The sequence below is a fragment of the Haloferax sp. Q22 genome (assembly GCF_001482285.1).
In the GTDB taxonomy this organism is placed as follows: Archaea; Halobacteriota; Halobacteria; order Halobacteriales; family Haloferacaceae; genus Haloferax.
In genome coordinates this window covers 1-20,936 of record NZ_LOEP01000027.1, presented here as the reverse complement: position 1 = coordinate 20,936, position 20,936 = coordinate 1, and the positions used below count along the sequence as shown (strand labels likewise).

22 protein-coding genes are annotated in these 20,936 nt (G+C 66.8%); 13 read left to right on the top strand and 9 right to left on the bottom strand.

The genetic code is table 11. From position 1 onward, the window contains the following. Nucleotides 1–190: 190 nt before the first annotated feature. Nucleotides 191–1,861 (bottom strand): amidohydrolase, encoded by a 1,671-nt coding sequence (locus AM590_RS10955; protein WP_058827516.1) that lies wholly within the window; start codon nt 1,859–1,861, stop codon nt 191–193. A 144-nt stretch (nt 1,862–2,005) separates the two neighbouring features. On the opposite strand from AM590_RS10955, the gene hmgA reads away from it, so the two are divergent. Then, complete coding sequence (hmgA, locus tag AM590_RS10950; RefSeq protein ID WP_058827515.1) at nt 2,006–3,217, top strand: hydroxymethylglutaryl-CoA reductase (NADPH); 1,212 nt, start codon at nt 2,006–2,008, stop codon at nt 3,215–3,217. A 209-nt stretch (nt 3,218–3,426) separates the two neighbouring features. After that, entirely contained in the window at nt 3,427–3,576 is a 150-nt protein-coding gene (locus AM590_RS20505) for a hypothetical protein (RefSeq protein WP_157575458.1), read from the top strand. Nucleotides 3,577–3,627: 51 nt separating this feature from the next. On the opposite strand, the gene AM590_RS10945 is transcribed toward AM590_RS20505, so the two are convergent. Then, on the bottom strand, nt 3,628–4,167 hold the full coding sequence (locus tag AM590_RS10945; RefSeq protein WP_058827514.1) for a DUF5817 domain-containing protein: 540 nt from the start codon (nt 4,165–4,167) through the stop codon (nt 3,628–3,630). Nucleotides 4,168–4,292: 125 nt separating this feature from the next. On the opposite strand from AM590_RS10945, the gene AM590_RS10940 reads away from it, so the two are divergent. The 3 genes from AM590_RS10940 to AM590_RS10930 all read left to right on the top strand — a co-directional run bounded on the left by AM590_RS10940 (nt 4,293) and on the right by AM590_RS10930 (nt 6,011). Next, nucleotides 4,293–4,637 (top strand): cupin domain-containing protein, encoded by a 345-nt coding sequence (locus tag AM590_RS10940; protein ID WP_058827513.1) that lies wholly within the window; start codon nt 4,293–4,295, stop codon nt 4,635–4,637. Nucleotides 4,638–4,879: 242 nt separating this feature from the next. Next, the gene (locus AM590_RS10935) at nt 4,880–5,383 is read left to right on the top strand and encodes a hypothetical protein (protein ID WP_082677717.1); all 504 of its coding nucleotides are present in this window, start codon (nt 4,880–4,882) and stop codon (nt 5,381–5,383) included. A 172-nt stretch (nt 5,384–5,555) separates the two neighbouring features. Continuing rightward, nucleotides 5,556–6,011, top strand: coding sequence for a hypothetical protein (locus tag AM590_RS10930; RefSeq protein WP_058827511.1), 456 nt, complete (start codon nt 5,556–5,558; stop codon nt 6,009–6,011). Between the two features lie 113 nt (nt 6,012–6,124). On the opposite strand, the gene icd is transcribed toward AM590_RS10930, so the two are convergent. After that, nucleotides 6,125–7,384 (bottom strand): isocitrate dehydrogenase (NADP(+)), encoded by a 1,260-nt coding sequence (icd, locus tag AM590_RS10925; RefSeq protein WP_058827510.1) that lies wholly within the window; start codon nt 7,382–7,384, stop codon nt 6,125–6,127. Nucleotides 7,385–7,502: 118 nt separating this feature from the next. On the opposite strand from icd, the gene AM590_RS10920 reads away from it, so the two are divergent. From AM590_RS10920 to AM590_RS10910, 3 genes are all read left to right on the top strand, one after another. Then, on the top strand, nt 7,503–8,456 hold the full coding sequence (locus AM590_RS10920) for an isoaspartyl peptidase/L-asparaginase (protein WP_058827509.1): 954 nt from the start codon (nt 7,503–7,505) through the stop codon (nt 8,454–8,456). Between the two features lie 85 nt (nt 8,457–8,541). Further along, a complete protein-coding gene (locus tag AM590_RS10915) occupies nt 8,542–9,477 on the top strand; it encodes an oxidoreductase (RefSeq protein WP_058827508.1) in 936 nt (311 codons plus the stop codon). Nucleotides 9,478–9,558: 81 nt separating this feature from the next. Continuing rightward, nucleotides 9,559–9,987 (top strand): hypothetical protein, encoded by a 429-nt coding sequence (locus tag AM590_RS10910; RefSeq protein ID WP_058827507.1) that lies wholly within the window; start codon nt 9,559–9,561, stop codon nt 9,985–9,987. Nucleotides 9,988–10,054: 67 nt separating this feature from the next. Here AM590_RS10910 and AM590_RS10905 read toward each other — a convergent pair whose 3' ends face one another. Then, nucleotides 10,055–10,687, bottom strand: a complete 633-nt coding sequence (locus tag AM590_RS10905) for a DsbA family protein (RefSeq protein WP_058827506.1) — start codon at nt 10,685–10,687, stop codon at nt 10,055–10,057. A 114-nt stretch (nt 10,688–10,801) separates the two neighbouring features. Beyond that, a complete protein-coding gene (locus tag AM590_RS10900) occupies nt 10,802–12,613 on the bottom strand; it encodes a formate/nitrite transporter family protein (RefSeq protein ID WP_058827505.1) in 1,812 nt (603 codons plus the stop codon). A 123-nt stretch (nt 12,614–12,736) separates the two neighbouring features. Between AM590_RS10900 and AM590_RS20850 the strand changes: the two genes are divergently transcribed. Then, a complete protein-coding gene (locus AM590_RS20850) occupies nt 12,737–12,892 on the top strand; it encodes a hypothetical protein (protein WP_172795790.1) in 156 nt (51 codons plus the stop codon). 58 nt (nt 12,893–12,950) lie between these two features. On the opposite strand, the gene AM590_RS10895 is transcribed toward AM590_RS20850, so the two are convergent. Then, on the bottom strand, nt 12,951–13,592 hold the full coding sequence (locus tag AM590_RS10895; protein WP_058827504.1) for a dienelactone hydrolase family protein: 642 nt from the start codon (nt 13,590–13,592) through the stop codon (nt 12,951–12,953). Nucleotides 13,593–13,758: 166 nt separating this feature from the next. Between AM590_RS10895 and AM590_RS10890 the strand changes: the two genes are divergently transcribed. The 3 genes from AM590_RS10890 to AM590_RS10880 are packed head-to-tail and all read left to right on the top strand — an operon-like array spanning nt 13,759 to nt 16,125. After that, the gene (locus AM590_RS10890; RefSeq protein ID WP_058827732.1) at nt 13,759–14,793 is read left to right on the top strand and encodes a thiamine pyrophosphate-dependent dehydrogenase E1 component subunit alpha; all 1,035 of its coding nucleotides are present in this window, start codon (nt 13,759–13,761) and stop codon (nt 14,791–14,793) included. Next, nucleotides 14,793–15,833 carry an alpha-ketoacid dehydrogenase subunit beta gene (locus tag AM590_RS10885; RefSeq protein WP_004974849.1) on the top strand — a complete coding sequence of 347 codons (1,041 nt, stop codon included), beginning with the start codon at nt 14,793–14,795 and terminating at the stop codon, nt 15,831–15,833. Before AM590_RS10890 ends, AM590_RS10885 begins: the two co-directional genes overlap by 1 nt. 31 nt (nt 15,834–15,864) lie before the next feature. Further along, nucleotides 15,865–16,125, top strand: coding sequence for a lipoyl domain-containing protein (locus AM590_RS10880; protein ID WP_058827503.1), 261 nt, complete (start codon nt 15,865–15,867; stop codon nt 16,123–16,125). A gap of 33 nt (nt 16,126–16,158) precedes the next feature. On the opposite strand, the gene AM590_RS10875 is transcribed toward AM590_RS10880, so the two are convergent. From AM590_RS10875 to AM590_RS10865, 3 genes are all read right to left on the bottom strand, one after another. Continuing rightward, nucleotides 16,159–16,632 (bottom strand): hypothetical protein, encoded by a 474-nt coding sequence (locus AM590_RS10875; protein WP_058827502.1) that lies wholly within the window; start codon nt 16,630–16,632, stop codon nt 16,159–16,161. Between the two features lie 73 nt (nt 16,633–16,705). Next, nucleotides 16,706–18,967, bottom strand: a complete 2,262-nt coding sequence (ppk1, locus tag AM590_RS10870; RefSeq protein WP_058827501.1) for a polyphosphate kinase 1 — start codon at nt 18,965–18,967, stop codon at nt 16,706–16,708. 78 nt (nt 18,968–19,045) lie between these two features. Beyond that, nucleotides 19,046–19,747 carry a metallophosphoesterase family protein gene (locus tag AM590_RS10865; protein WP_058827500.1) on the bottom strand — a complete coding sequence of 234 codons (702 nt, stop codon included), beginning with the start codon at nt 19,745–19,747 and terminating at the stop codon, nt 19,046–19,048. Nucleotides 19,748–19,930: 183 nt separating this feature from the next. Here AM590_RS10865 and map point away from each other — a divergent pair, with 183 nt between their 5' ends. After that, nucleotides 19,931–20,821, top strand: a complete 891-nt coding sequence (map, locus tag AM590_RS10860; RefSeq protein ID WP_058827731.1) for a type II methionyl aminopeptidase — start codon at nt 19,931–19,933, stop codon at nt 20,819–20,821. Nucleotides 20,822–20,936 lie beyond the last annotated feature (115 nt).

Here is a 20,936-nt window from a genome sequence, read left to right as displayed (position 1 = left end):
AGTCCAATCATCGGCCATTATTGAAAAATATTTTTCTTCAATACTCGTCACCCATCCGTAAAGATTCTCTACAGCCCCGATTGGTCGGTGGTACTTTCGTCTGATTGGATTCAGAACCCGCGAACGCCGTCTACTCGGTTGAAGAATAATTTTCTTCGAATGTACTCCCCCGTCGATGGCGATTACTCGTTCAGTCGCGTTCGAAGACGACGCGACCGTCCACGACGGTCATCGAGACCGCGACGTCGCGAATCGAGTCGGTTTCCCACGGCGACTCGTCGAGGACGACGAGGTCCGCGGCGGTGCCGACCGCGACGGTTCCCAGTCGGTCCTCGTCGAACCCGGCGTAGGCCGCGCCGGAGGTGTACGCCCGAAGCGCTTCGGTGACAGTGAGCGACTGGTCGGGGTTCGGATGGTCGGTGGCGAGGTCGACGCCGAGAAGCGGACCAAGCGGCATGCAGTCGCTCCCAAACGCGAGGGGGACCCCGGCGTCGAGCAGGTCGCGGAAGCGGTTGGTCCGCAGGCGTCGCTCGCCGAGGCGGGCGTCGTAGAGGCCGCCCTCGTCGGCCCACTTCAGGAAATTCGGCTGGACGGAGGCGACGACGCCGGCCTCAGCGAAGCGCTCGATGGCCTCGTCGGAGGCGAGTTCGACGTGTTCGACCCGGTGGCGGGACGCGCCGGGGTCGTCAGTCTCCTCGTACGCGTCGAGCACCGCGTCGATGGCCGCGTCGCCGATGGCGTGCGCGGTGAGTTGGTACCCCGACCCGTCCGCGTCGGCGACGAGTTCGCGGAGCTCTTCGGGGTCGACGACCCACTGGCCCGTCTCGTCGTCGGCCGCGTCGGGGTCCGCCGCGGCGTCGGCGTAGGGCTCGGTGAGTTTCGCGGTCCGCCCGCCGAAGCTCCCGTCGGTGAACGTCTTTACCGCGCCGACGGCGACGAGATCGCCGCGGCTCTCGCCCCCGTGGTTCGTCCGCAAGCCGACCTCGCGGAGCGCGTCGAGGTGGTCGGACCAGTAGTTGATTCGGACGCGGAGGGCCAGTTCGTCGGCGTCGGCGAGGTCGCGGTAGACCTCGGGCGCGCGGGAGCCGCGGACCATGTCGTGGACCCCGGTGACGCCGCGGGCGGTCGCGTACGCCTGCGCCGCGCGGACGAGTTCCGTCATCTCCTCACGGCCCGGCTCGGTCGCCTCGCGGAGCACGTCGACCGCGCCCTCGACCACGACGCCGGTCGGCTCGGCGGCGGGTTCGCCATCACCGTCGCCTTCGGAGAGGTCGACGCCGCCGGCAGTCTGCACGCCCGAGTCGGGCATCTCGTCGGCGTAGCGGTCGAGGACGACCGAGTTGACACCGGCGGTGTGGAGGTCCTCGCGGAAGGCGACCACGGGAAGCGACTCGGAGACGGCATCGAGGTCGTCGCGGGTGAGATATCTTGATTCGTCCCACGTGCTCTCGTCATAGCCGTAGCCGAGCACCCAGTCGGCCCCGTCGGCAGTCTCGTCGTCGCCGGTCCCGCCGCCGGTTCCATCGCCGTCACCCCCGTTTCCGCGTTCGACCTCGGCGGCTCGCTCGCGGAGCAGTTCGACCGCCTCCGCCGCGGAGTCGGCGGCGGAGAGGTCGGCGTGGACGAGCGACCGGCCGACCATCGGGAGGTGCGTGTGGGCGTCGATGAAGCCGGGGAGGACGACCCGCCCCTCGCAGTCGACGACCCGCGTCTCGACGCCGACGAGCAGTTCCACGTCGAACGCGCGGCCCACGCGGACGACCTCGCCGTCGCGGACGGCGACGGCTTCGTGCGTCTCGTCGGGCGAGCCGAGCGTGTGTACCTCCGCGTTCGTCAGTACGAGGTCCGCTGCCGCGGTCATACGTTCGACCCCGACGCGGGAGGGCAAAACGGTTCGGGAGGCGGCGGGGTGGCCGGACGGTCCCTGGGTGGCCTCGGACGGGGGGAGACCGTGGCCGTTGAAAGAACCGGAACGCGTTAGGGCCGGCGCGGGAAACGTCGGGGCATGACAGACGCCGCGTCCCTCGCCGACCGCGTTCGGGAGGGCGAACTCCGCCTTCACGAACTCGAAGCACACGCCGACGCCGACACCGCCGCCGAGGCGCGCCGGTTGCTCGTCGAATCGCAGTCCGGCGCGTCGCTCGACGCGGTCGGAAACTACGGCTTCCCCGCCGAGGCCGCCGAGTCGGCCATCGAGAACATGGTTGGCGCGATTCAGGTGCCGATGGGCGTCGCCGGCCCCGTCAGCGTCGACGGCGGCTCCGTCGCTGGTGAGAAGTATCTCCCGCTCGCGACCACTGAGGGCGCGCTCCTCGCGTCGGTCAACCGCGGCTGCTCGGTCATCAACAGCGCCGGCGGCGCGACCGCTCGCGTCCTCAAGTCCGGGATGACCCGCGCGCCGGTGTTCCGCGTCGCCGACGTGGCCGAGGCCGAGGCGCTCGTCTCGTGGACCCGCGACAACTTCGCGGCGCTGAAGGAGGCCGCCGAGGAGACGACGAACCACGGCGAACTCCTCGACGTGACGCCGTACGTCGTCGGTAACTCGGTCTACCTGCGGTTCCGCTACGACACCAAGGACGCGATGGGGATGAACATGGCCACCATCGCCACCGAGGCGGCCTGCGGCGTCGTCGAAGCGGAGACGACCGCCTCGCTCGTCGCCCTCTCGGGCAACCTCTGTACCGACAAGAAGCCCGCCGCAATCAACGCCGTCGAGGGCCGCGGCCGGAGCGTCACCGCCGACGTGCGCATCCCGCGCGACGTCGTCGAAGAGCGCCTGCACACCACGCCCGAAGCGGTCGCCGAACTCAACACCCGTAAGAATCTCGTCGGCTCCGCGAAGGCCGCGAGCCTCGGCTTCAACGCCCACGTCGCCAACGTCGTCGCCGCGATGTTCCTCGCCACCGGACAGGACGAGGCGCAGGTCGTCGAGGGCGCGAACGCCATCACGACCGCCGAGGTGCAGGACGGCGACCTCTACGTCTCGGTCTCCATCGCCTCCCTCGAAGTCGGCACCGTCGGCGGCGGCACGAAGCTCCCGACACAGTCCGAAGGTCTCGATATCCTCGGCGTCAGCGGCGGCGGCGACCCCGCCGGCTCCAACGCCGACGCCCTCGCCGAGTGCATCGCCGTCGGCTCGCTCGCGGGCGAACTCTCGCTCCTTTCGGCGCTCGCCTCGCGGCACCTCTCCAGCGCGCACGCCGAACTCGGCCGGTAACTCGACCGGTTTCAGTTTCGCCGGCACCGGACACAGCTGAATTGCTTTTCTCGGCGCGTTCCCGGACTATACCAGCGTATTCGCACCTCTCCGACTACTTTCACTTTCACCCTGCACCCGTGGCTCGCGTTTATTCCGTTTCCGGGGAAACGATGAAAACGCGTCCGTCGGGGAGTACCCGCGGGCGTGTCCACAACCCATCCCCTCCCATGCCACTCTTCACACGCGGTACCGACCCCGAATCGCCCGACGAGTACGACGACGCGCGGCGGTTAGCGCTCGCGCTCAGGTTGGTGAAGTTGGCGCTCGGCGTCGTCGCCTCCGCGCTGACGGTGGCGAAGTTGCTCGGCGCGCTCTGAGGTGCCCGCGCTCGCGGCCCGCCCGCCGAGCGTCCGTTCGCCGCCCGAATCTCAGACCAACCGGTGCCGGCCCCGCGACTCCGACACCTCGCCGCGCCGCCGGAGTTTGTCGAGCAGGTCGCGGGCGCGGTCCTCCGGGACGCCGCGTTCGACCGCGGCCGCGACGATTTCCTCCTCGGTCGGCCGGTCGCCATCGCGTATCGCCTCGCGGACGACCGTCAGGCGGTCGGGCGACCCCGTCGACGAGTTCCGACCGCGCGAGGCGGACTCGCCCGCCTCGAACACCTCGTCGGCGTCGAGCCCCGAGCCTTCGAGATACTCGCGGTCGTCGATGCCCGACTCCTCGACTTGCCGGTCGAGTTCCGAGACGTGTTCGACCTGCGCGAACGCCTCGCTGTCGCCGTGTTTCTTCGCCAACAGCGCCGAGCGCGCCTGCCGCGCCGCGTCCCTGTCGTCGGACTCGAAGAAGCGCCGGAGCTTCTTCGTCTGGTGTCGCCTGCCGCACCGCGGACACGTCGCCGTCTTCGACCCGTCGGGGTCCGAAAGCAGCCACATGTTCGCGCAGTCCGTACACCCCACGACCGCGTACATGCGCCGATGTTCCGCGGCGTCGGATTTGAACGTTCGGGAGCGCGAGCGAACGCGGACTCCCCGCGATGACGCCCCTCGCGGCGTCTCCCCGGCGGATTTATCTCCGTTCCCTGTGGCTTGCCACCATGGACCGAGTTTCACTCGACGACGCGCCGTCCGCCGAGGCGGCCGACGGCGTCTCCCTCTCGCTCCTCGCGGGCGGGGATAAGATGAACGTCCAGCACTTCCGCATCGAACCCGGCGCGACCGTCCCGGTGCACGACCACCCCCACGAGCAGGTCGGCTACATCGTCGCCGGCGAACTGACGTTCCTCGTCGGCGACGAGGGCGAGGAAGTCGTCGTCGGTCCCGGCGACGCCTACTCGCTCGCGGGCGGGGAACCACACGGCGCGGAGAACCGCGGCGACGAGACCGTCGTCGGCATCGACGTGTTCTCGCCGCCGCGGGAGAACCCGCCGTGGCTGGACTGACGTCGCGGTCGAACTGCCCCCGTTAGAGACACCGTTCCGATGATTCTGACGGGGTTGAGTGCCTCTCGAATGCGTTCTCCGGATAGTTCAGTCAAAACATATGAGGAGAAAGCATTTATCAGTCCAGTGTCACCATTCGGTAGACGGTAGTCCCTAACTATGCCCTTCCCCCGCGTACTTCCTCCATGGATAGCGCCCGGCGCGTCGAACACCCCGGATACCCCGCCGAGCGGCGGGCGACCATGAGTCACTCGAAGCTCGCACGCGAGCCGTGGCTGTGGGTGTTCGTCGGCGTCTGGGCGGCGGTCGTCAGCGCGCTCCACTTCGGTGGGCTCGCGTACGACATCTACACGAGAATCTGGTGGTGGGACGTGCTCACTCACTCGCTTTCGGGCTTCGGCGTCGCAGGCGTGTTGTTCCTCGTGTTCCCGCGGACCTTCCGGGGCGCTCGCGCTCCAGTCGTCGTCGGTGGCATCATCCTCGCCATCGGCGCGGGGTTCGAGGTGTACGAGTACCTGTTCAAGGACTTCTGGTGGGGCTGGTCGATGGCCTACTACGCCGAGGACACCGCGATAGACCTCGTGGTCGACGTGGTCGGCGGCCTCGGCTTTTTCGCCCTCGTCGAGGGCGTCCTCAGGTCGCGGGCGCGGGCGGACAGCCCCCGCAGTGACTCGCCGCCCTCCTCCGGTCACCTCCGCTCCGACGGCGGCGAGAAGGCGGACAACGACTCCCCGTCGAACCGCTGACCCCGAACGTGATGCCCCCGTCGGCGGGGTTAATTTAACCCCAAACGTGTTGCTCCGTCGGGATAACGTACATATCGATGATGTCCTATCTCTCGTCTATGCTTCCGCTCGCAGCAGCCCCGGCACCGACCCTCCTCACCGTACTCGGCGCGACCCGCACATCTCCCCGCGCATGCTGAGGCGCACCTGGGACGAGATGGTACTTGCCGGGTGGGAAGAGCGACCCCGAGAGATGGCCGCCGTCGCGGTGTTCGGGGGCGTCGTCACCGCGACGCACTTCACGAGCATGGCGCTGTTTCTCTACACCCGCATCTGGTGGTGGGACATCCTCGTCCACGCCGCCTCGGGGTTCGGCGTCGCGGCGGTCCTCTACGTCCTCAACCCCCGCCTGCTCCACTCGCGGGTCGCGCTCCTCGTCGTCCTCCCGATGGCCGTCGCCGCCATCGGCACGTGGTTCGAGGTGTACGAGCGGCTCTTCACTAGCTTCTGGGTCGAGTGGCCGCGTTCGGTCTACTTGGAAGACACGGGCGTCGATATCGTCGCCGACACCGCTGGCGCGGTCGTCTTCGGCGTCGTTCGTCCCCTGTGGAACCGGATTCAGCGCTGGCGAGACCCGAATCGACTGTAGTCGGCGCGAAAGAGTGCGGCGTCGGTGCCGCGAGAGAGAAGTGGTGTGTTCGCTTACGCCAATTCGTGAATGTATCCAGAAATCGAAGATTTCTGGCTGCTCAACGAACTGGCTTAGGCCAGTTCGTTGATGTTCTCGACGACCTTGTCGGCGTACTCGCTCGTGGCGAGCTTGTTGCCGCCCTCGATCTGGCGTTCGAGGTCGTAGGTCACGTCGCCGTCCGAGATGGTCTTCTCGACGGCGTCGCGGATGAGCTTACCGGCGTCCTTCCAGCCCATGTACTCGAACATGAGGCGGCCGGAGAGAATCATCGCGGTCGGGTTGACCTTGTCCTCGCCGGCGTACTTGGGCGCGGAGCCGTGGACGGGCTCTGCGAGACAGAGACCTTCGCCGAAGTTCGCGCCGGGGGCGATGCCGAGGCCACCGATCTGCGCGCCGGCGGCGTCGGACATGTAGTCGCCGTTGAGGTTCATCGTGGCGATGACGTCGTAGTCGGCGGTGCGGGTGAGAAGCTGCTGGAGCATGTTGTCCGCGATGCGGTCCTTGACGACGACCTTGTCCTCGGGCTTCTCGCCGTCGTACTCCTCCCAGAGCTCGTCTTCCGTGATGGTGACGTCGCCGAACTCCTCTTCTGCGAGTTCGTAGCCCCAGTCGCGGAACGCGCCCTCGGTGAACTTCATGATGTTACCCTTGTGGACGAGGGTGACGGAGTCGCGGTCGTTTTCGAGGGCGTACTCGATGGCCTCGCGGACGAGGCGCTTCGTCCCGAACTCGGTGATGGGCTTGATGCCGATGCCGACGGGGCCGTCGTGGATGACGCCCGTCGCGCCCATCTCCTCTTCGACGAACTCCTTGACCTGCTGGACCTCGTCGGTGCCGGCTTCCCACTCGATGCCGGCGTACACGTCTTCGGTGTTCTCGCGGAACGTGACCATGTCCATCGCCGAGGGGTTCTTCACGGGCGACGGGACGCCGTCGAGGTGGTAGGTCGGGCGGACGTTCGCGTACAGGTCGAGCTTCTTACGGAGCGCGACGTTGAGCGAGCGGAAGCCGGCGCCGACGGGCGTCGTGAGCGGGCCCTTGATTGCGACGCGGTGGTTGCGGATAGCGCTTACCGTGTCCTCCGGGAGGTTTTCGTCGTACTTGTCGCGGGCGGACGAACCGGCGTAGACGCGCATCCAAGAGACAGAGCGGCCGGTCGCCTCGGCGGCGGCGTCGAGGACCTTCTGCGCGGCGGGGCCGACGTCCGTTCCGATTCCGTCGCCGTGGATGATCGGAATAATCGGATTGTCGGGGACGGAGAGCTTACCCGTCTCCTCGTCGACCGTGATCTTCTCGCCGTCGTCCGGAACCTCAATCTGGTCGTAGCTCATGAACAATTTGGGTTTTCCAGTGCGGTGTAAAAGTCCTGCCGTTATCGACGGCGAAGTGCAAGTATCGCTCCATTCATCGGTCGATACGTTTAGGACCACGCTCCGAAGACACCCTCGTATGCGAATTATCCTCCACGGCGGTGCTGGCGGTATCCCCGGCGAACCGGAGCCCAGACAGGCCGTCTTGGATGACGCGGCCGACGCGGGCGCGAGCGAAGCCGACCCGCTTTCGGCGGTCGAGACTGCGGTCCGCGTCCTCGAATCGGACCACCGATTCAACGCGGGCGTCGGCGGCGCGGTCCAGTCCGACGGCGTCGTCCGCACTGACGCGGGCGTCATGCTCAGCGACCGCCGCGCCGGCGCGGCCTCCGGCATGGAAGGCGTCGAACACGCCGTCTCCGTCGCGCGGGCGGTCCTCGAAGACACCCCGCACGTCCTCCTGACGGGGAAACCGGCGGTCGAGTTCGCCGCCGACGCGGGCGTCGAGACCGGCGTCGACCTCTTCACCGACGAGACCCGCGAGCGCTGGGAGAACGCGGACGCTCCCGATGGCTCACCCAGCGAACACCTCGCGTGGCTCGCCGACCGGTTCGGTGGGAGTACGAGCGACCCGACGGCCGAAGCGAGTGACGGCAATCTGCCGACGAACGAGGGAACCTCGGCAGGCAGTGGCCGCTCGGCTCGCGATACTCGCCTTCCCGGCCACGACACGGTCGGGGCGGTCGCCACCGACGGCGAGACGTTCGCCTCCGCGACCTCGACCGGCGGCCGCTGGTTCGCCCTCGCCGGCCGCGTCGGCGACGTGCCGCAGATCGGCTCGGGCTTCTACGCCTCTCCCGCGGGCGGCGCGTCGACCACGGGAGCAGGTGAAGACATCGCACGCGTGACACTCGCGCGTCGCGCCGTCGGACATCTCGAACGCGGCTGCGACGCCCAGACCGCGGCCGACCTCGCTATCGAGGAGTTCGGCGAACTCACCGGGTCGTCCGCGGGCATCATCCTCCTCGACGACGAGGGCTTCGGCTCGGCGTACAACTCCGACGGGATGCAGACCAGCACCGCGTCGAAGTGAGGTCGTCGCGGCGGTCGCTCAGCCGTCTTCAGTCGCGCTGACCGTCGCCGCCACGGTTTACTCGGTTCGGTCCTTGGAGGTCCCCATGAGCGATTGGACCGCGGCCGACGCCCCCGACCTCTCGGGGAAGACCGTCGTCGTCACCGGCGCGAACAGCGGCCTCGGCTTCGAAGCGACGCGCATGTTCGCCGAGAAGGGCGCGCACGTCGTCATGGCCTGCCGGAGCCTCGACCGCGGCGAGGACGCGATGGCCGACATCCGCGACTCGGTGCCGGCGGCCTCGCTGACCCTCTCGGAACTCGACCTCGCCGACCTCGACTCAGTCCGCCGGTTCGCTGACGAGTTCGCCGCCGAACACGGGTCGCTGCACGTCCTCTGCAACAACGCCGGTGTGATGGCCATCCCCCGGCGGGAGACCGCACAGGGCTTCGAGACGCAGTTCGGCGTGAACCACCTCGGCCACTTCGCCCTGAGCGCCCACCTGTTCCCGACGCTCCGCGACACGCCCGGCGAGACGCGGCTCGTCACGATGTCGAGCGGCCTCCACGAGCGCGGTCGGATGGAGTTCGACGACCTGCAGGGCGAACGCGACTACGATGAGTGGGACGCCTACGCCCAGAGCAAGCTCTCGAACCTGCTTTTCGCGTTCGAGCTCGACCGCCGGCTGACCGTCGCGGGTATCGACGACGTGCTGAGCGTGGGCGCACATCCCGGCTACGCCGCCACCAACCTCCAGTTCCGCGGCCCCGAGGCATCCGGGTCAACGCTCCGGTACTGGATGAGCAAGCTCGGGAACGTGATATTCGCCCAGTCGGCCGAGATGGGCGCGCTCCCGCTTCTGTACGCCGCCACGTCGCCGGCCGTCGAAAGCGGGGAGTACGTCGGCCCGCAGGGGGTGTTCGGCATGCGCGGCAACCCCGGCATCGCGGAGCCGAGCGACCGCGCTAGAGACCCCGAAACCGCCGCACGGCTCTGGGACGTTTCGGAGGAACTCACCGATACGCGGTTCCGACTGGCCTGAACCGCGCCGGACCGAGCGGTGCGGAGACCGAGTGGTCGGAGAGGCGAGACGGCCAAATACTGCGGCGTGCTATCTATTTCCGTGACTGAATCAACGCCGACAATCACTGGGAGCGTCGCCGACGCTCTCGTCTCTACCTGCCGAGCGACGCTCGGAGACTCCCTGCGGAGCGTCGTCTACTTCACCCGCGACGACTTCGACGTGCTGTACGTCCGACGGGACCTCTACGACGGCGACGAGATCGCGGCGCGCGCCGCCAAATTCGAACTCGTCGAGAGCGAGCGCATCGGGTTCGGCCCGCAAGAGACCTACAACGTTGGCGGGGGCGACACGGGTCCCGACTTCGGCGAGTACGAGTTCACGCTCCGCGTCTTCTCGGACGGTTTCGTCGGCCGCGTCGTCAGCGGCGACCGCGGCGTCATCGTCACGACCGACGAACTCGAACTCTCGGAGTTCGAGGAGATGGAAGTCGCGCTTCGTCGGATGCTCGAAACGAACACCGCCGGGTGAACCGACTCGCCGGCGGGCGTGACGACTCTTCGAGCGCCGTCGGTCTCGTTTCTCGGTCGTCCGGTGTCTACGTTCCCTCGACGAGTCGCTCTAGTTGCTCCGGCGGAACCGCTCCTCGGGCGGCGTACCCCTCGTATGCGAAGGTCGGAACACCCGTGACGCCGTGTTGCTGAGCCTCACTGAATCGTTCGCGCACTTCGGTCCGAAGCGTCTCGTCGTCGAGCGCGGACGTGACTTCCTCGCCGTCGACGCCCACCGCTTCGGCGAGTTCGACGAGCACCGCCTCGTCGCCGATGTCTCTACCGTCCTGCCAGAGCGCCTCGAAAACCGCCTCGTCGAACGCGAGCCACGTCTCGTAGTCGGCGTGTCCCTTCAGGTAGTACGAGACGATTTGCGCCGGGAGCGAGTCCACGTCGGTCCCGAGGTCCAGATTCATCTCGACGCCGTACCGCTCTTGTAACCGTCGGACTCCCTGCTTCGCTTGCTCGTAGTAGTCTTCGTCTTTTCCGTCGTCGACCGAGAAGTCGATGCTTCCATCGGGGCGGCGCTTCTGACTCCGCAGGTCGAACGGATGCCAGTCGATGTCGAGTTCCTCGTCTCTCGTCTCTTGATACTGCGACAGGGACTGCCTCCCGAGGTAACAGAAGGGACACACGTAGTCCGAGTAGACCGTTATCGCCTGGTCGGCGTCTGAGCTCATGTGTATTCGTCTTCCCTACGGTTACAAAAACGGCGCGGTCGGTGGCGACCAGTTCGAACGTCGTCGCGACTGAGAGCGAGGCGGAAGCGACCGCGAGAAGAGGAGCCGACCGCCTCAGCGTCCGAACAGACGCTGTCTGAGGCTTCGGTCGGTGGCGCGTTCCACCAAGAGAACCGCGTGGTCGGTGTCGTTGACCACGTCGAGGTGCAGCGAGTCGGTCAGGAGTCGAGTGAGAAGGCCCTGTTCGGTCGCGCCCATCAGCACCATCGAGTGGCTGTCGGCCCGTTCGGCGATGGCTCGTTCGATGTCGCCGGAGTCGTCGACGATTCGCGCCGCGTCCTGTAGGTCGTGTTCGGTCGCCCAGTCGGAGAGGAACGCCTCGCCCCGTTCGCGGTCGTCCGGACCGTCGACGACGTGGAGGAGCGTCACCTCCGACCCGACGGCCGACTGGAGGGACTTCGCGACCTCGGCGCTGAGCGCCGAGTGGGGGCTATCGACCGTCGGCAAGAGGAGTCGACTGGTGTCGTAGTTCCGGTCGTTGAGGACGAGGAAATCACAGGGCAGGCGGCTCGTCAACTCGCTCATCGTCCGCTCTGCGCGTCCTCCCGCCCAGATTCGGTCGTTGCTCCAGCCCATGATGACGAGGTCCGCGTCTTTGCGGCGGGCGACGGTGAAAATCTCCTCGAACGAGCGGTGTGAGACGACGGTCGACGTCCGGGCTTCGATGTCATAGCCGGCGGCGCGTTCGCGGGCGTCTTCGAGCTGCTCGTTGGAGTGTGAGATAATCCGTTGGTTCTGTGCGGCGCCGTAGCGTTGTGAGACGCGCGAGGGGACTTGCACCACGTGGACGATATCGACGATGGCGTCTTCTTTCGACTTCGCGAGCGTGCAGGCGAGTTCGACGACGTGCGACTCGGTCCGCGGGTTCGCGATGGGGACGACGACCCGGTAGGAGTCCGGGTGGTCGTCGGTTCCCTCTTCGGTCTCGATAAGCGGAACGTACGACCGACCGGCGAGTCCACCCAGTACCCACTCACGAATCGAGAGCTGCCGTTTCGCGCCCTCGAAACGAGCGGATTCTAACCGGTTTTCCGTCGTCTGGAAGTAGTTGACGACGGTGACGAGGACGACGCCGCCGAAGGTGTTGCCCAACAGCACGGGGACGACGAACTGGGTCAGTCCGACGAGGAACGCCAGCTGGCCGTTCATCACGAGGTAGACCATCTCGGTGTAGGAGACGACGACGTGGAAGAGGCCACCCAGCGGAACCGCGAGGAACGCGAGATAGACGACGGCGAGACGAGAGATAGTGTCGCGGGCGGCGAAGGTGACCCAGACGACGCCGGCGACGATGAGGCCGGCGAACGCGGCCTTGAAGAAGAGACTCCACCATGGCGTCTCGACGCCCTTCTGAGCGAGTTCGAGCGCCGCGTTCGCGGCTTCCGGCGAGAGGACGCCGCCGAAGGCGAGGGCGGCCGCACCGAGCGTCCCGCCGAAGAGGTTCCCCGCGAGGACGACGACCCAGTTACGCAAGAGCGCGGGGATACTGGCCAATCGCTCCAGCGTCAACGCGACCGGCGGGAGCGTGTTCTCGGTGTAGAGCTGATAGCCCCCGATAATGATGTAGATGAACCCGAGCGGATAGAGCATCGCACTTAACACCGGGTCGCCGCCGGTGGACGCTTTCATCGAGACGTAGAGGAGGAACGTGATCGTAATCGCGAAGCCCGCGGCGAGGGCGCTGAAGAACAGTTCCCGCGCGCCGGAGGTTATCTCCTCGTCCGCGGCCGCGACGATGCGCTGGAACACCTCGTCGGACGAAAACCGGTCGCGAACCACCGAACCGACCGCCGGCGCACCGCTTCGTGACCGTTCAACGGCCTCGCGAACGGATTCGTCGAGCTCCGTCGACTCGGGTTCTGTCATTGATGCGGTGGTTTTCGAATAAACCGTCCTAAACGTACCGGTTCAGGCCGTCTGCAACAACTCGGCCGCGTCGGAGGTGGTTAGCCATCTATGTTGATTATCATCTATGGTGTATCCGTAGCCATGGCCAACAGACACCACCGTTGCAACCTCTGCGGCCGCGATTTCGACTCCGGCGACCGGCTCGACGAACACGTCGAGCGCCGCCACCCCAAGGAGGACGTCCGCTGGTGGGTCGTCGTCGAAGACCCCGCGAAAGACCTCAAGTTCTCGCGCTGACCGTCCCGACCCCCCAGCCGCCCCGGTCGCCCCGTACTCGACTCCGCGAGCGATGCGCTCAGCCGAGGTTTGCTTCGAACCAGTCGGCGGCGAGGTCGGCCACCTCGTCCAGCTCGCCCGGCCCCTCGAACAGGTGGCCCGCGCCCTTGACGACTTCCAGCGACTTCTCGCAGTCGAGTTCCGCGAACGCGTCGCGGTTCAGCCCCAGAACTGGTTCGTCGGCACCGCCGACGACGAACAGCGTCGGTGCCGTCACGTCGCCGAGTCGGGACTCCGCGAGGTCGACGCGCCCGCCGCGAGAGACGACCGCACCGGTGTCGTCGCCGAGGTCGGCGGCCGCGAGGAGCGCCGCCGCCGCGCCAGTGCTCGACCCGAAATAGCCGTAGTCGAGGTCGGCGGTGTCGTCGCGGCCGCGGAGCCACTCGGTCGCGCCGAGCAATCGGTCGGTCAAAAGCGGGATGTCGAACCTCGTTTCGTACTGCTCGTCCTCCGCCTCCGTGAGCAGGTCGAAAAGGAGCGTCCCGACCCCGCGGTCGCGGATGACCTCGGCGACGAAGTTGTTTCGCGGGCTTTCCCGACTGCTGCCGCTGCCGTGGGCGAACACCACGAGTCCCGACGCCTCGGGCGGAATGCGGAGGTCGCCCTCCAGCACCGCGTCACCGACGGGTATCGAGACGAGGTTCGGCGTCGTGTCGTTCATACGAGACGATACGGCGGACTGCGGCTTAGGCCTGTCTCGACCCGTCGACCCTCCTGAATTCGTAGTCCGCTCGTTCTGATGGTCATGACTTACACAATTAATGTTGATATACAATCGGGAGTACACCCGAACGCCAACCATGGTGAGTGTTACCGACCTACAGACGATGTACGAGCAGATGGTGACTGCTCGGCACTACGAGGAGCGACTGGTGGACGAGTATCTCGTCGGCAAGCAGCCGGCGTTCGACATCTCGGCAGGGCCGATTCCCGGCGAACTCCACCTCGCGGCCGGCCACGAGGCGTCCGGAGCGGGCGTCTGCATGCATCTCCGAGACGACGACACGGTGACCGCGCCGCACCGACCGCACCACATCGCCATCGCGAAGGGCGTCGACCTCAAGCGCATGACGGCCGAGATTTTCGGTCGGAAGACGGGGCTGTGCCGCGGGAAGGGCGGCCACATGCACCTGTTCGACCCCGACGTGAACTTCGCGTGTTCGGGCATCATCGCGCAGGGCTGTCCGCCGGCGGTCGGCGCGGCGATGGCGGCGAAAAAGCGGAACACCGACTCGGTCGCCGTCGCCTTCCTCGGCGAGGGCGCTATCGACCAGGGCGGCTTCCTCGAATCGCTGAACCTCGCGGCGGTCCACGACCTCCCGGTCGTCTTCGTCGTCGAGGACAACGATTGGGCCATCAGCATGCCGAAAGACCGCGTGACCGACGTGCAGAACGGCGCACAGCGCGCCGCCGGCTTCGACCTTCCGGGCGTCCGCATCGACTCCGATGACGCCACGGCGGTCTACGAGGCCGCCGGCGAGGCCGTGATGCGCGCCCGCGACGGCAACGGGCCGACGCTCATCGAGGTACAGGTCCACCGCCGGATGGGTCATTTCATGGGTGACGCCGAGGCCTATCGCCCGGAGGCCGACATCGACCGCGCGAAACAGCGTGACTCCATCGAGCGACTCGCCGAGGACCTCCGCTCGCACGGCGTGACCGACGACGAACTCGACGAGATTCGAGAGCGCGCCCACGAGCGGGTCGAAGAGGCGATTTCGTGGGCGAAAGAACAGCCCGAACCAGACCCGGAGGAGGCGTACGAGAACGTGTTTACGAACCCGCCGGCGCAGGCGGCAACGGACGGCGGGAGCGCGGCGGACGCGTCGGGTGACGCCGACGAGACGGGAGGTGACAACTGATGGCGACCGAATCACGAGACTACACGGAAGCGACAGAGACGGACCGCGAACTGACCATGAGCAGGGCGATGGTCGAGGCCATCGCGTGGGAGATGCGCGAGAACGAGGAGGTGTTCTACATGGGCGAGGACGTGGCCGACTACGGCGGCATCTTCTCCAGTACGACCGGCCTCTTGGACGAGTTCGGCCGCGACCGCGTGATGGACGTACCCATCAGCGAGACGGCCTACCTCGGCGCGGCCGTCGGGGCCGCACAGGCCGGCATGCGCCCGATTGCCGAACTGATGTTCGTCGACTTCTTCGGCGTCGCCATGGACCAGATCTACAACAACATGGCGAAGAACACCTACATGAGCGGCGGGTCCTTTTCGGTCCCGATGGTGCTGACCACGGCCGTCGGCGGGACTTACAACGACGCCGGCCAGCACTCCCAGACGCTCTACGGAACCTTCGCCCACCTGCCGGGGATGAAAGTCGTCGTCCCCTCGACGGCCTACGACGCCAAGGGCCTGATGCACAGCGCCATCCGCGACGACGACCCGGTCGTCTACATGTTCCACAAGCGCCTCATGGGCCTCGGCTGGATGCCCTCGCCCTCGGGCCCGAAGACCGGGGTTCCCAAGGACGACTACACGATTCCGTTCGGCGAGGCCGACGTAAAGCGCCCCGGCGACGACGTGACCGTCGTCACTCTCGGCCTGCACGTCCACCGGGCGATGGAGGCCGCGGAACAGCTCGACGACGACGGCATCGACGCCGAGGTCATCGACCTCCGAACGCTCGTCCCCCTCGACACTGAGACGGTGCTCGACTCGGTCCGCAAGACCGGGAAACTCCTCGTCGTAGACGAGGACTACCAGTCGTTCGGCGTGACGGGCGAAATCATCGCGCGGGCCGCCGAGGGCGCACTGGACGACCTCTCGGCCGTCAAGCGCCTCGCCATCCCCGACGTGCCGATTCCCTACGCCCGCTCGCTCGAAGACGAGGTCAATCCCGGCACCGACGACATCGCGGCGGCCGTCCGCGAACTCCACGAATGAAGGGAGCATCGGAACCAAACGGAGGCGGCCGATGAGTGACGCGGTCGACGTGAACTCGACCGATTCGTGGCCCGACGACGCCGACGACGTGGCCGAGGGCTACCTCGCCAACTGGTTCGTCCGCGAGGGGTCGGCGGTCGACGAGGGCGAGACGCTCTGCGAGATACAGGTCGAGAAGGTGAGCATCGACGTGGCCGCGCCGGCGACGGGGGCGGTCACGGAGATACTCGTCGCCGAGGGCGGCGACTTCGACCGCGGCGACGTGCTCGCGCGGGTGCAACCGAGCGCCTGACGACGGCTATTTTTCGGCGGTACGCTGTTCGGGTCAACAGGGAGAGACGTCGTCACCGCTGGTGCGTTCGACGTCCGTCTCAGTCACGAGATAGAACGCCTCCGAGGACGAGTCCGCTTCTTCGCCTTCTTTGCCGTACCAGTACGGATGTGTCACGTCGACGACGCCGTCGGCAGAGCGTTCGACGACCATCGCTTCTTTGCTCGCCGTCGTCGGCGTCGTTCCCCAACTCAGGAGACAGGTGGCGTTCTGCAAACGGGTTTCGAGATAGGCTTCTTCGGCGGCGAGCGCTCGGGCTTTGGCGTCCTCGTCTGAAACTTCGGTGAGTGGAACTGCAGTTTCAGATTCCGGTGTTGCCGTCTGGTCATCGGTCGTCTCGGGGTGAGTCGTGGTGGGTGAGCCATCACCAGTCGGTGTGTCGGCGAGACATCCTGCGAGACCGATTCCGAAGACGAGAACGATGCCGGTACGCTGGAGGATACGTCTTCGGTGGTGAGGAGAGTTCATAGGCTCGTCTGCGACGTGGGGCAGAATATGTCTTCTGTCCAACTAAATGTGCGGGCCAGTCGTGTCGGGCACGCTACGACTCGCGGTCGCCGTTCTTCGACCGGTGGGTCTCCGCCAGCGCCCGGTTCATCAGGACAGTATGCGCCTCGACTTCCTGTGCGTCGTCTGCCGGGCGGAGTTGCTGGTACCGACCGTCGGCGTCCATCACCCAGCGCCGGCGGTTGTCCGACAGGAGCGCGTCGAGGACGGCGTCGAGTTCCGCGCGGTGTTCGGGGTCGTCGACGGGCGCGACGGCCTCGACCCGGCGGTCGAGGTTGCGGGTCATCCAGTCGGCGGAGCCGACGTAGTAGTCCGGGTCGCCCGCGTTTTCGAAGTAGAAGATACGCGAGTGTTCGAGGAACCGACCGACGACGCTCGACACCGAGACGTTCTCCGAGAGCCCTTCGATTCCGGGCCTGAGCCGGCAGATGCCGCGGACCACGAGGTCGATATCGACGCCGGCCATCGACGCCTCGTAGAGTTCGCGGACCATCGCGGGGTCTTCGAGGGCGTTCATCTTGGCGACGATGCGGGCGTCGCGGCCGGCGCGGGCGTGGTCGGCCTCCCGACGAACGAGTCGGGTCATCTTCTCCCGGAGGTTCGTCGGCGCGACCAGCAGTTTCCGGTACGCCTTCTGTCGCGAGTGGCCGGTGAAGAAGTTGAACAGGCGCACGAGGTCCTGGCCGATGTCGGGGTCGGCCGTGAACAGTCCGAGGTCGGTGTAGAGCTTCGCCGTCTGGGAGTGGTAGTTGCCGGTGGCGACGTGGGAGTACAGCCGCACCTCGTCGTCCTCCTCGCGGACGACGAGCGCCGTCTTCGAGTGAGTCTTCAGCCCGATGGTGCCGTAGGCGACGTGGATGCCCTCCTCTTCGAGGCGGCGAACCCACCGGAGGTTGTTCTCCTCGTCGAACCGCGCTTTGAGTTCGACCATCACCGCGACCTGCTTGCCGTTCTTCGCGGCCTCGATGAGCGTCTCGATGACCTCGGAGTCCGGCGCAGTCCGGTAGATGGAGGCCTTGATGGCGAGCACGTCGGGGTCGGCCGCGGCGGCCGCGAGGAACGTTCCGACGGTGCCCGTAAACGAGTGGTACGGGTGGTGGACGAGTACGTCCTTGCGGGCGATTTCGGCGAACACCGACTCGGGGTCGTCGGCCGAGCGGCCGGCGAACCGCGGGTGGGGTTGGGGCGTCCACGGCGCGACTTCGAGTTCCGGGCGGTCGAGGTCGAAAAGCGACGTGAGGCTCCCGTAGTCGAGGGGCATGTCGCGCTCGAACACCTCGGGGTCGTCCACGCCGAGTTGTTCCGCGAGGAGGTCGCGGACCGCCTCGGGCGTGTCCGACTGGACCTCCAGCCGAACGACCGTGGCGAACCGGCGCTGGCGGAGCACGTCCTCTATCGTGGCGATGAGGCCCTCGGCGACCTCCTCGTTGCGGCGGACCTCGGCGTTCCGCGTCACCCTGAACGCGGAGGTGTCGATGACCTCAACGTTCGGGAACAGGAGGTCGATGTTGCGCTCGATGACGGCCACGAGCGGAACGAACCTGACGGGGGCGGCGGCGGACACGGACGAGTCAGCGGACTCCTCTTTCCCGCCCGCGCCGCCGACGCGCTCGGCCACGTTGACGAGTCGCGGGCGGTTGCCGGGGACTTTGACCCGCGAGAACTTCGTCGGCTCGTCGTCGCCCTCGGTCGTTCGGACCGCGAGCGACAGCGAGAGGTTCGAAATGAACGGGAACGGATGGGCCGGCTCGAACGTCAGGGGCGTGAGCGTCGGCAGGACCGACGCCTCGAAGTAGTCGCGCAGAGCCGCCCGCTCGTCGGCCGCGAGGTCGTCGTAGCCGACGATTTCGATGCCCGCGTCGGCGAGCGCGGGCCGGACGAGGTCGTGGAAGCAGTCGGACTGCCGGCCGAGTAGGTCGCGGGCGCGGTCGAGGACGAGCGACCACTGCTGGTTCGGGGTCCGACCGTCGGGCGAGAGTTCGCTCACGCCCGCGGCCATCTGCTGTTTCAGCCCGCCGACGCGCTTCATGAAGAACTCGTCGAGGTTCGAGGTGAGAATCGAGAGGAACTTGACGCGCTCGAAAAGCGGGTTGCGGTCGCCTATCGCCTCGTTGAGGACGCGCTCGTGGAAGGCGAGTTCGCTGAGTTCGCGGTTGAGGTACAGCGCGGGGTCGGAAAGGTCGGCGTCGGCCGGGAGGGACTCGTCGTCACCGCGCTCGCGGGCGCGGACCGGCGCAGTCCGCTGACTGGCGTGTCGGGCCTGCGAGTCGCCGCCGCGAGCCTCGTCGTCGGACATGTGCTGAGAGGAAATGGTTCGGCGGCGACCTTTAGTTCGCCGCCTCCGCCGTCGCTCCCACCTTCGCCTCGGCGGGGCTCAGACCAACGCGGGCTGGCGGGGTTCGAGAATCTTCGAGTCCTTCCGCGACTCGTGGGTGACCTCGGCCTCGACGGCGACGAGTTCGTCGGCGTGGAGGTCGTAGGCCGTGAGCGCGCCGCCGTAAACTGCGCCCGTGTCAAGGCCCATCGCGTGCTTGAACACGGCGGGGTGAGCCATGACCGTGTGACCGAAGAAGACGCGCTCGGGGCCCTCGTAGTACTCGAACCAGAACGGGCCGTCGTAGCTGTCGCCGGGGTTCATCGCCCGGGTGTTCTCGAGGTCGTCGATATCGTGTTCGTCGAGCGGCTTTTCGGGGTGGACGCCGCCGTGGACGACGATGGCCCCGTCCCACGTAATGGCGACCGGGAGGTTCGATATCCATTCGAGGTCGTCGTCGGTCAGCGCGTCTATCTCCTTCGTGCCGCGGATGAGCTTCTCCTCGTTGTTGCCGCGGACGGTCAGGAAGTTGTCGCGCTCGCGGACGTAGTCCACGACGCCCTTGCTGTCGGGGCCCTTCCGCACGAGGTCGCCGACGAAGACGACGAGGTCGTCCTCGGAGGGGTCGAGCCGGTCGACGAGGCGTTCGAGCGCCGGCAGACACCCGTGTACGTCGCCGACGACGTACACGTCGTCCCAGTCGTCGATGTCGACTCGAAGGTGTTGCTCGGCGACGTCGGGGTGGAAGGATGGGACACTCATTGGAAACGTTCTCTCCTGTTGCAGAGCATCCCGGCCTAAGAAAGGGTTGCTAGTTTCGGAATGTTGTGCTATATAGACACGGTAGTGGTTATCACCCACACCGCGCGAGCAGGGAACGGCGACTCGCCGTCGGTCGCCAGCCATCCCGCAATCGCTTTCCGGCGCGGCCGCGAAGTCGCGGCCATGAGCATCGGACCCCTCGACGACGAGACGGTCGAGAAGTATCGAGAGGCAGGGGAGGTCCTCCGCACGGTGTTAGACGAGTCGGCCGAGATGGTCGAACCGGGCGTCACCCACCTCGAAGTCGCCGAACACGCCGAAGAACGCATCCGCGAACTCGCCGACGGCTGTGCCTTCCCGGTCAACATCAGCGTCAACGAGGAGGCGTCGCACGCCAGCCCCGGCCGCGACGACGACACCGTGTTCGGCGAGGACATGGTCTGTCTCGACGTCGGCGTCCACGTCGACGGCTACATCGCCGACTCCGCCGTGACCGTCGACCTCTCGGGCAACGACGAACTCGTCGAGTCCGCGGAGGAGGCGCTCGACGCCGCCCTCGACATGGTCGAAGCGGGCGCGCACACCGGGAAAATCGGCGCGGAAATCGAGGACGTGATTCGCGGCTACGGCTACACGCCCGTCCTCAACCTCTCGGGCCACGGCGTCGAGCAGTGGGACGCCCACACCGACCCGACGATCCCGAACCGCGGCGCGGACCGCGGCGTCGAACTCGAAGTCGGCGACGTAATCGCCATCGAACCGTTCGCAACCGACGGCTCCGGCAAGGTCACCGAGGGCTCGAAAAACGAGATTTACAGCCTCGTCAACGACCGCTCGGTCCGCGACCGCATGTCGCGCAAACTGCTCGACGAGGTGCGCGAGAAGTACAAACTGCTCCCCTTCGCGGCCCGCTGGTTCGAGGGCGGCCGCTCCGAGATGGCCATCCGTCGGCTCGAACAGCAGGGCATCCTCCGCGGCTACCCCGTCCTGAAAGAAGAAGAGGGCGCGATGGTCGGACAGGCCGAAGACACCATCATCGTCACGGAAGACGGCTACGAGAACCTGACCAGATAGGTCGGGGTGATTGCTGTTATTGGCACTGAGGGTGTCATAGAACGATTAGCACACCAAAGAGCAGGGTGAATGCTGAGGTGGAATGAGCTCAGCGACCCTGCAAGATGATCCTTCG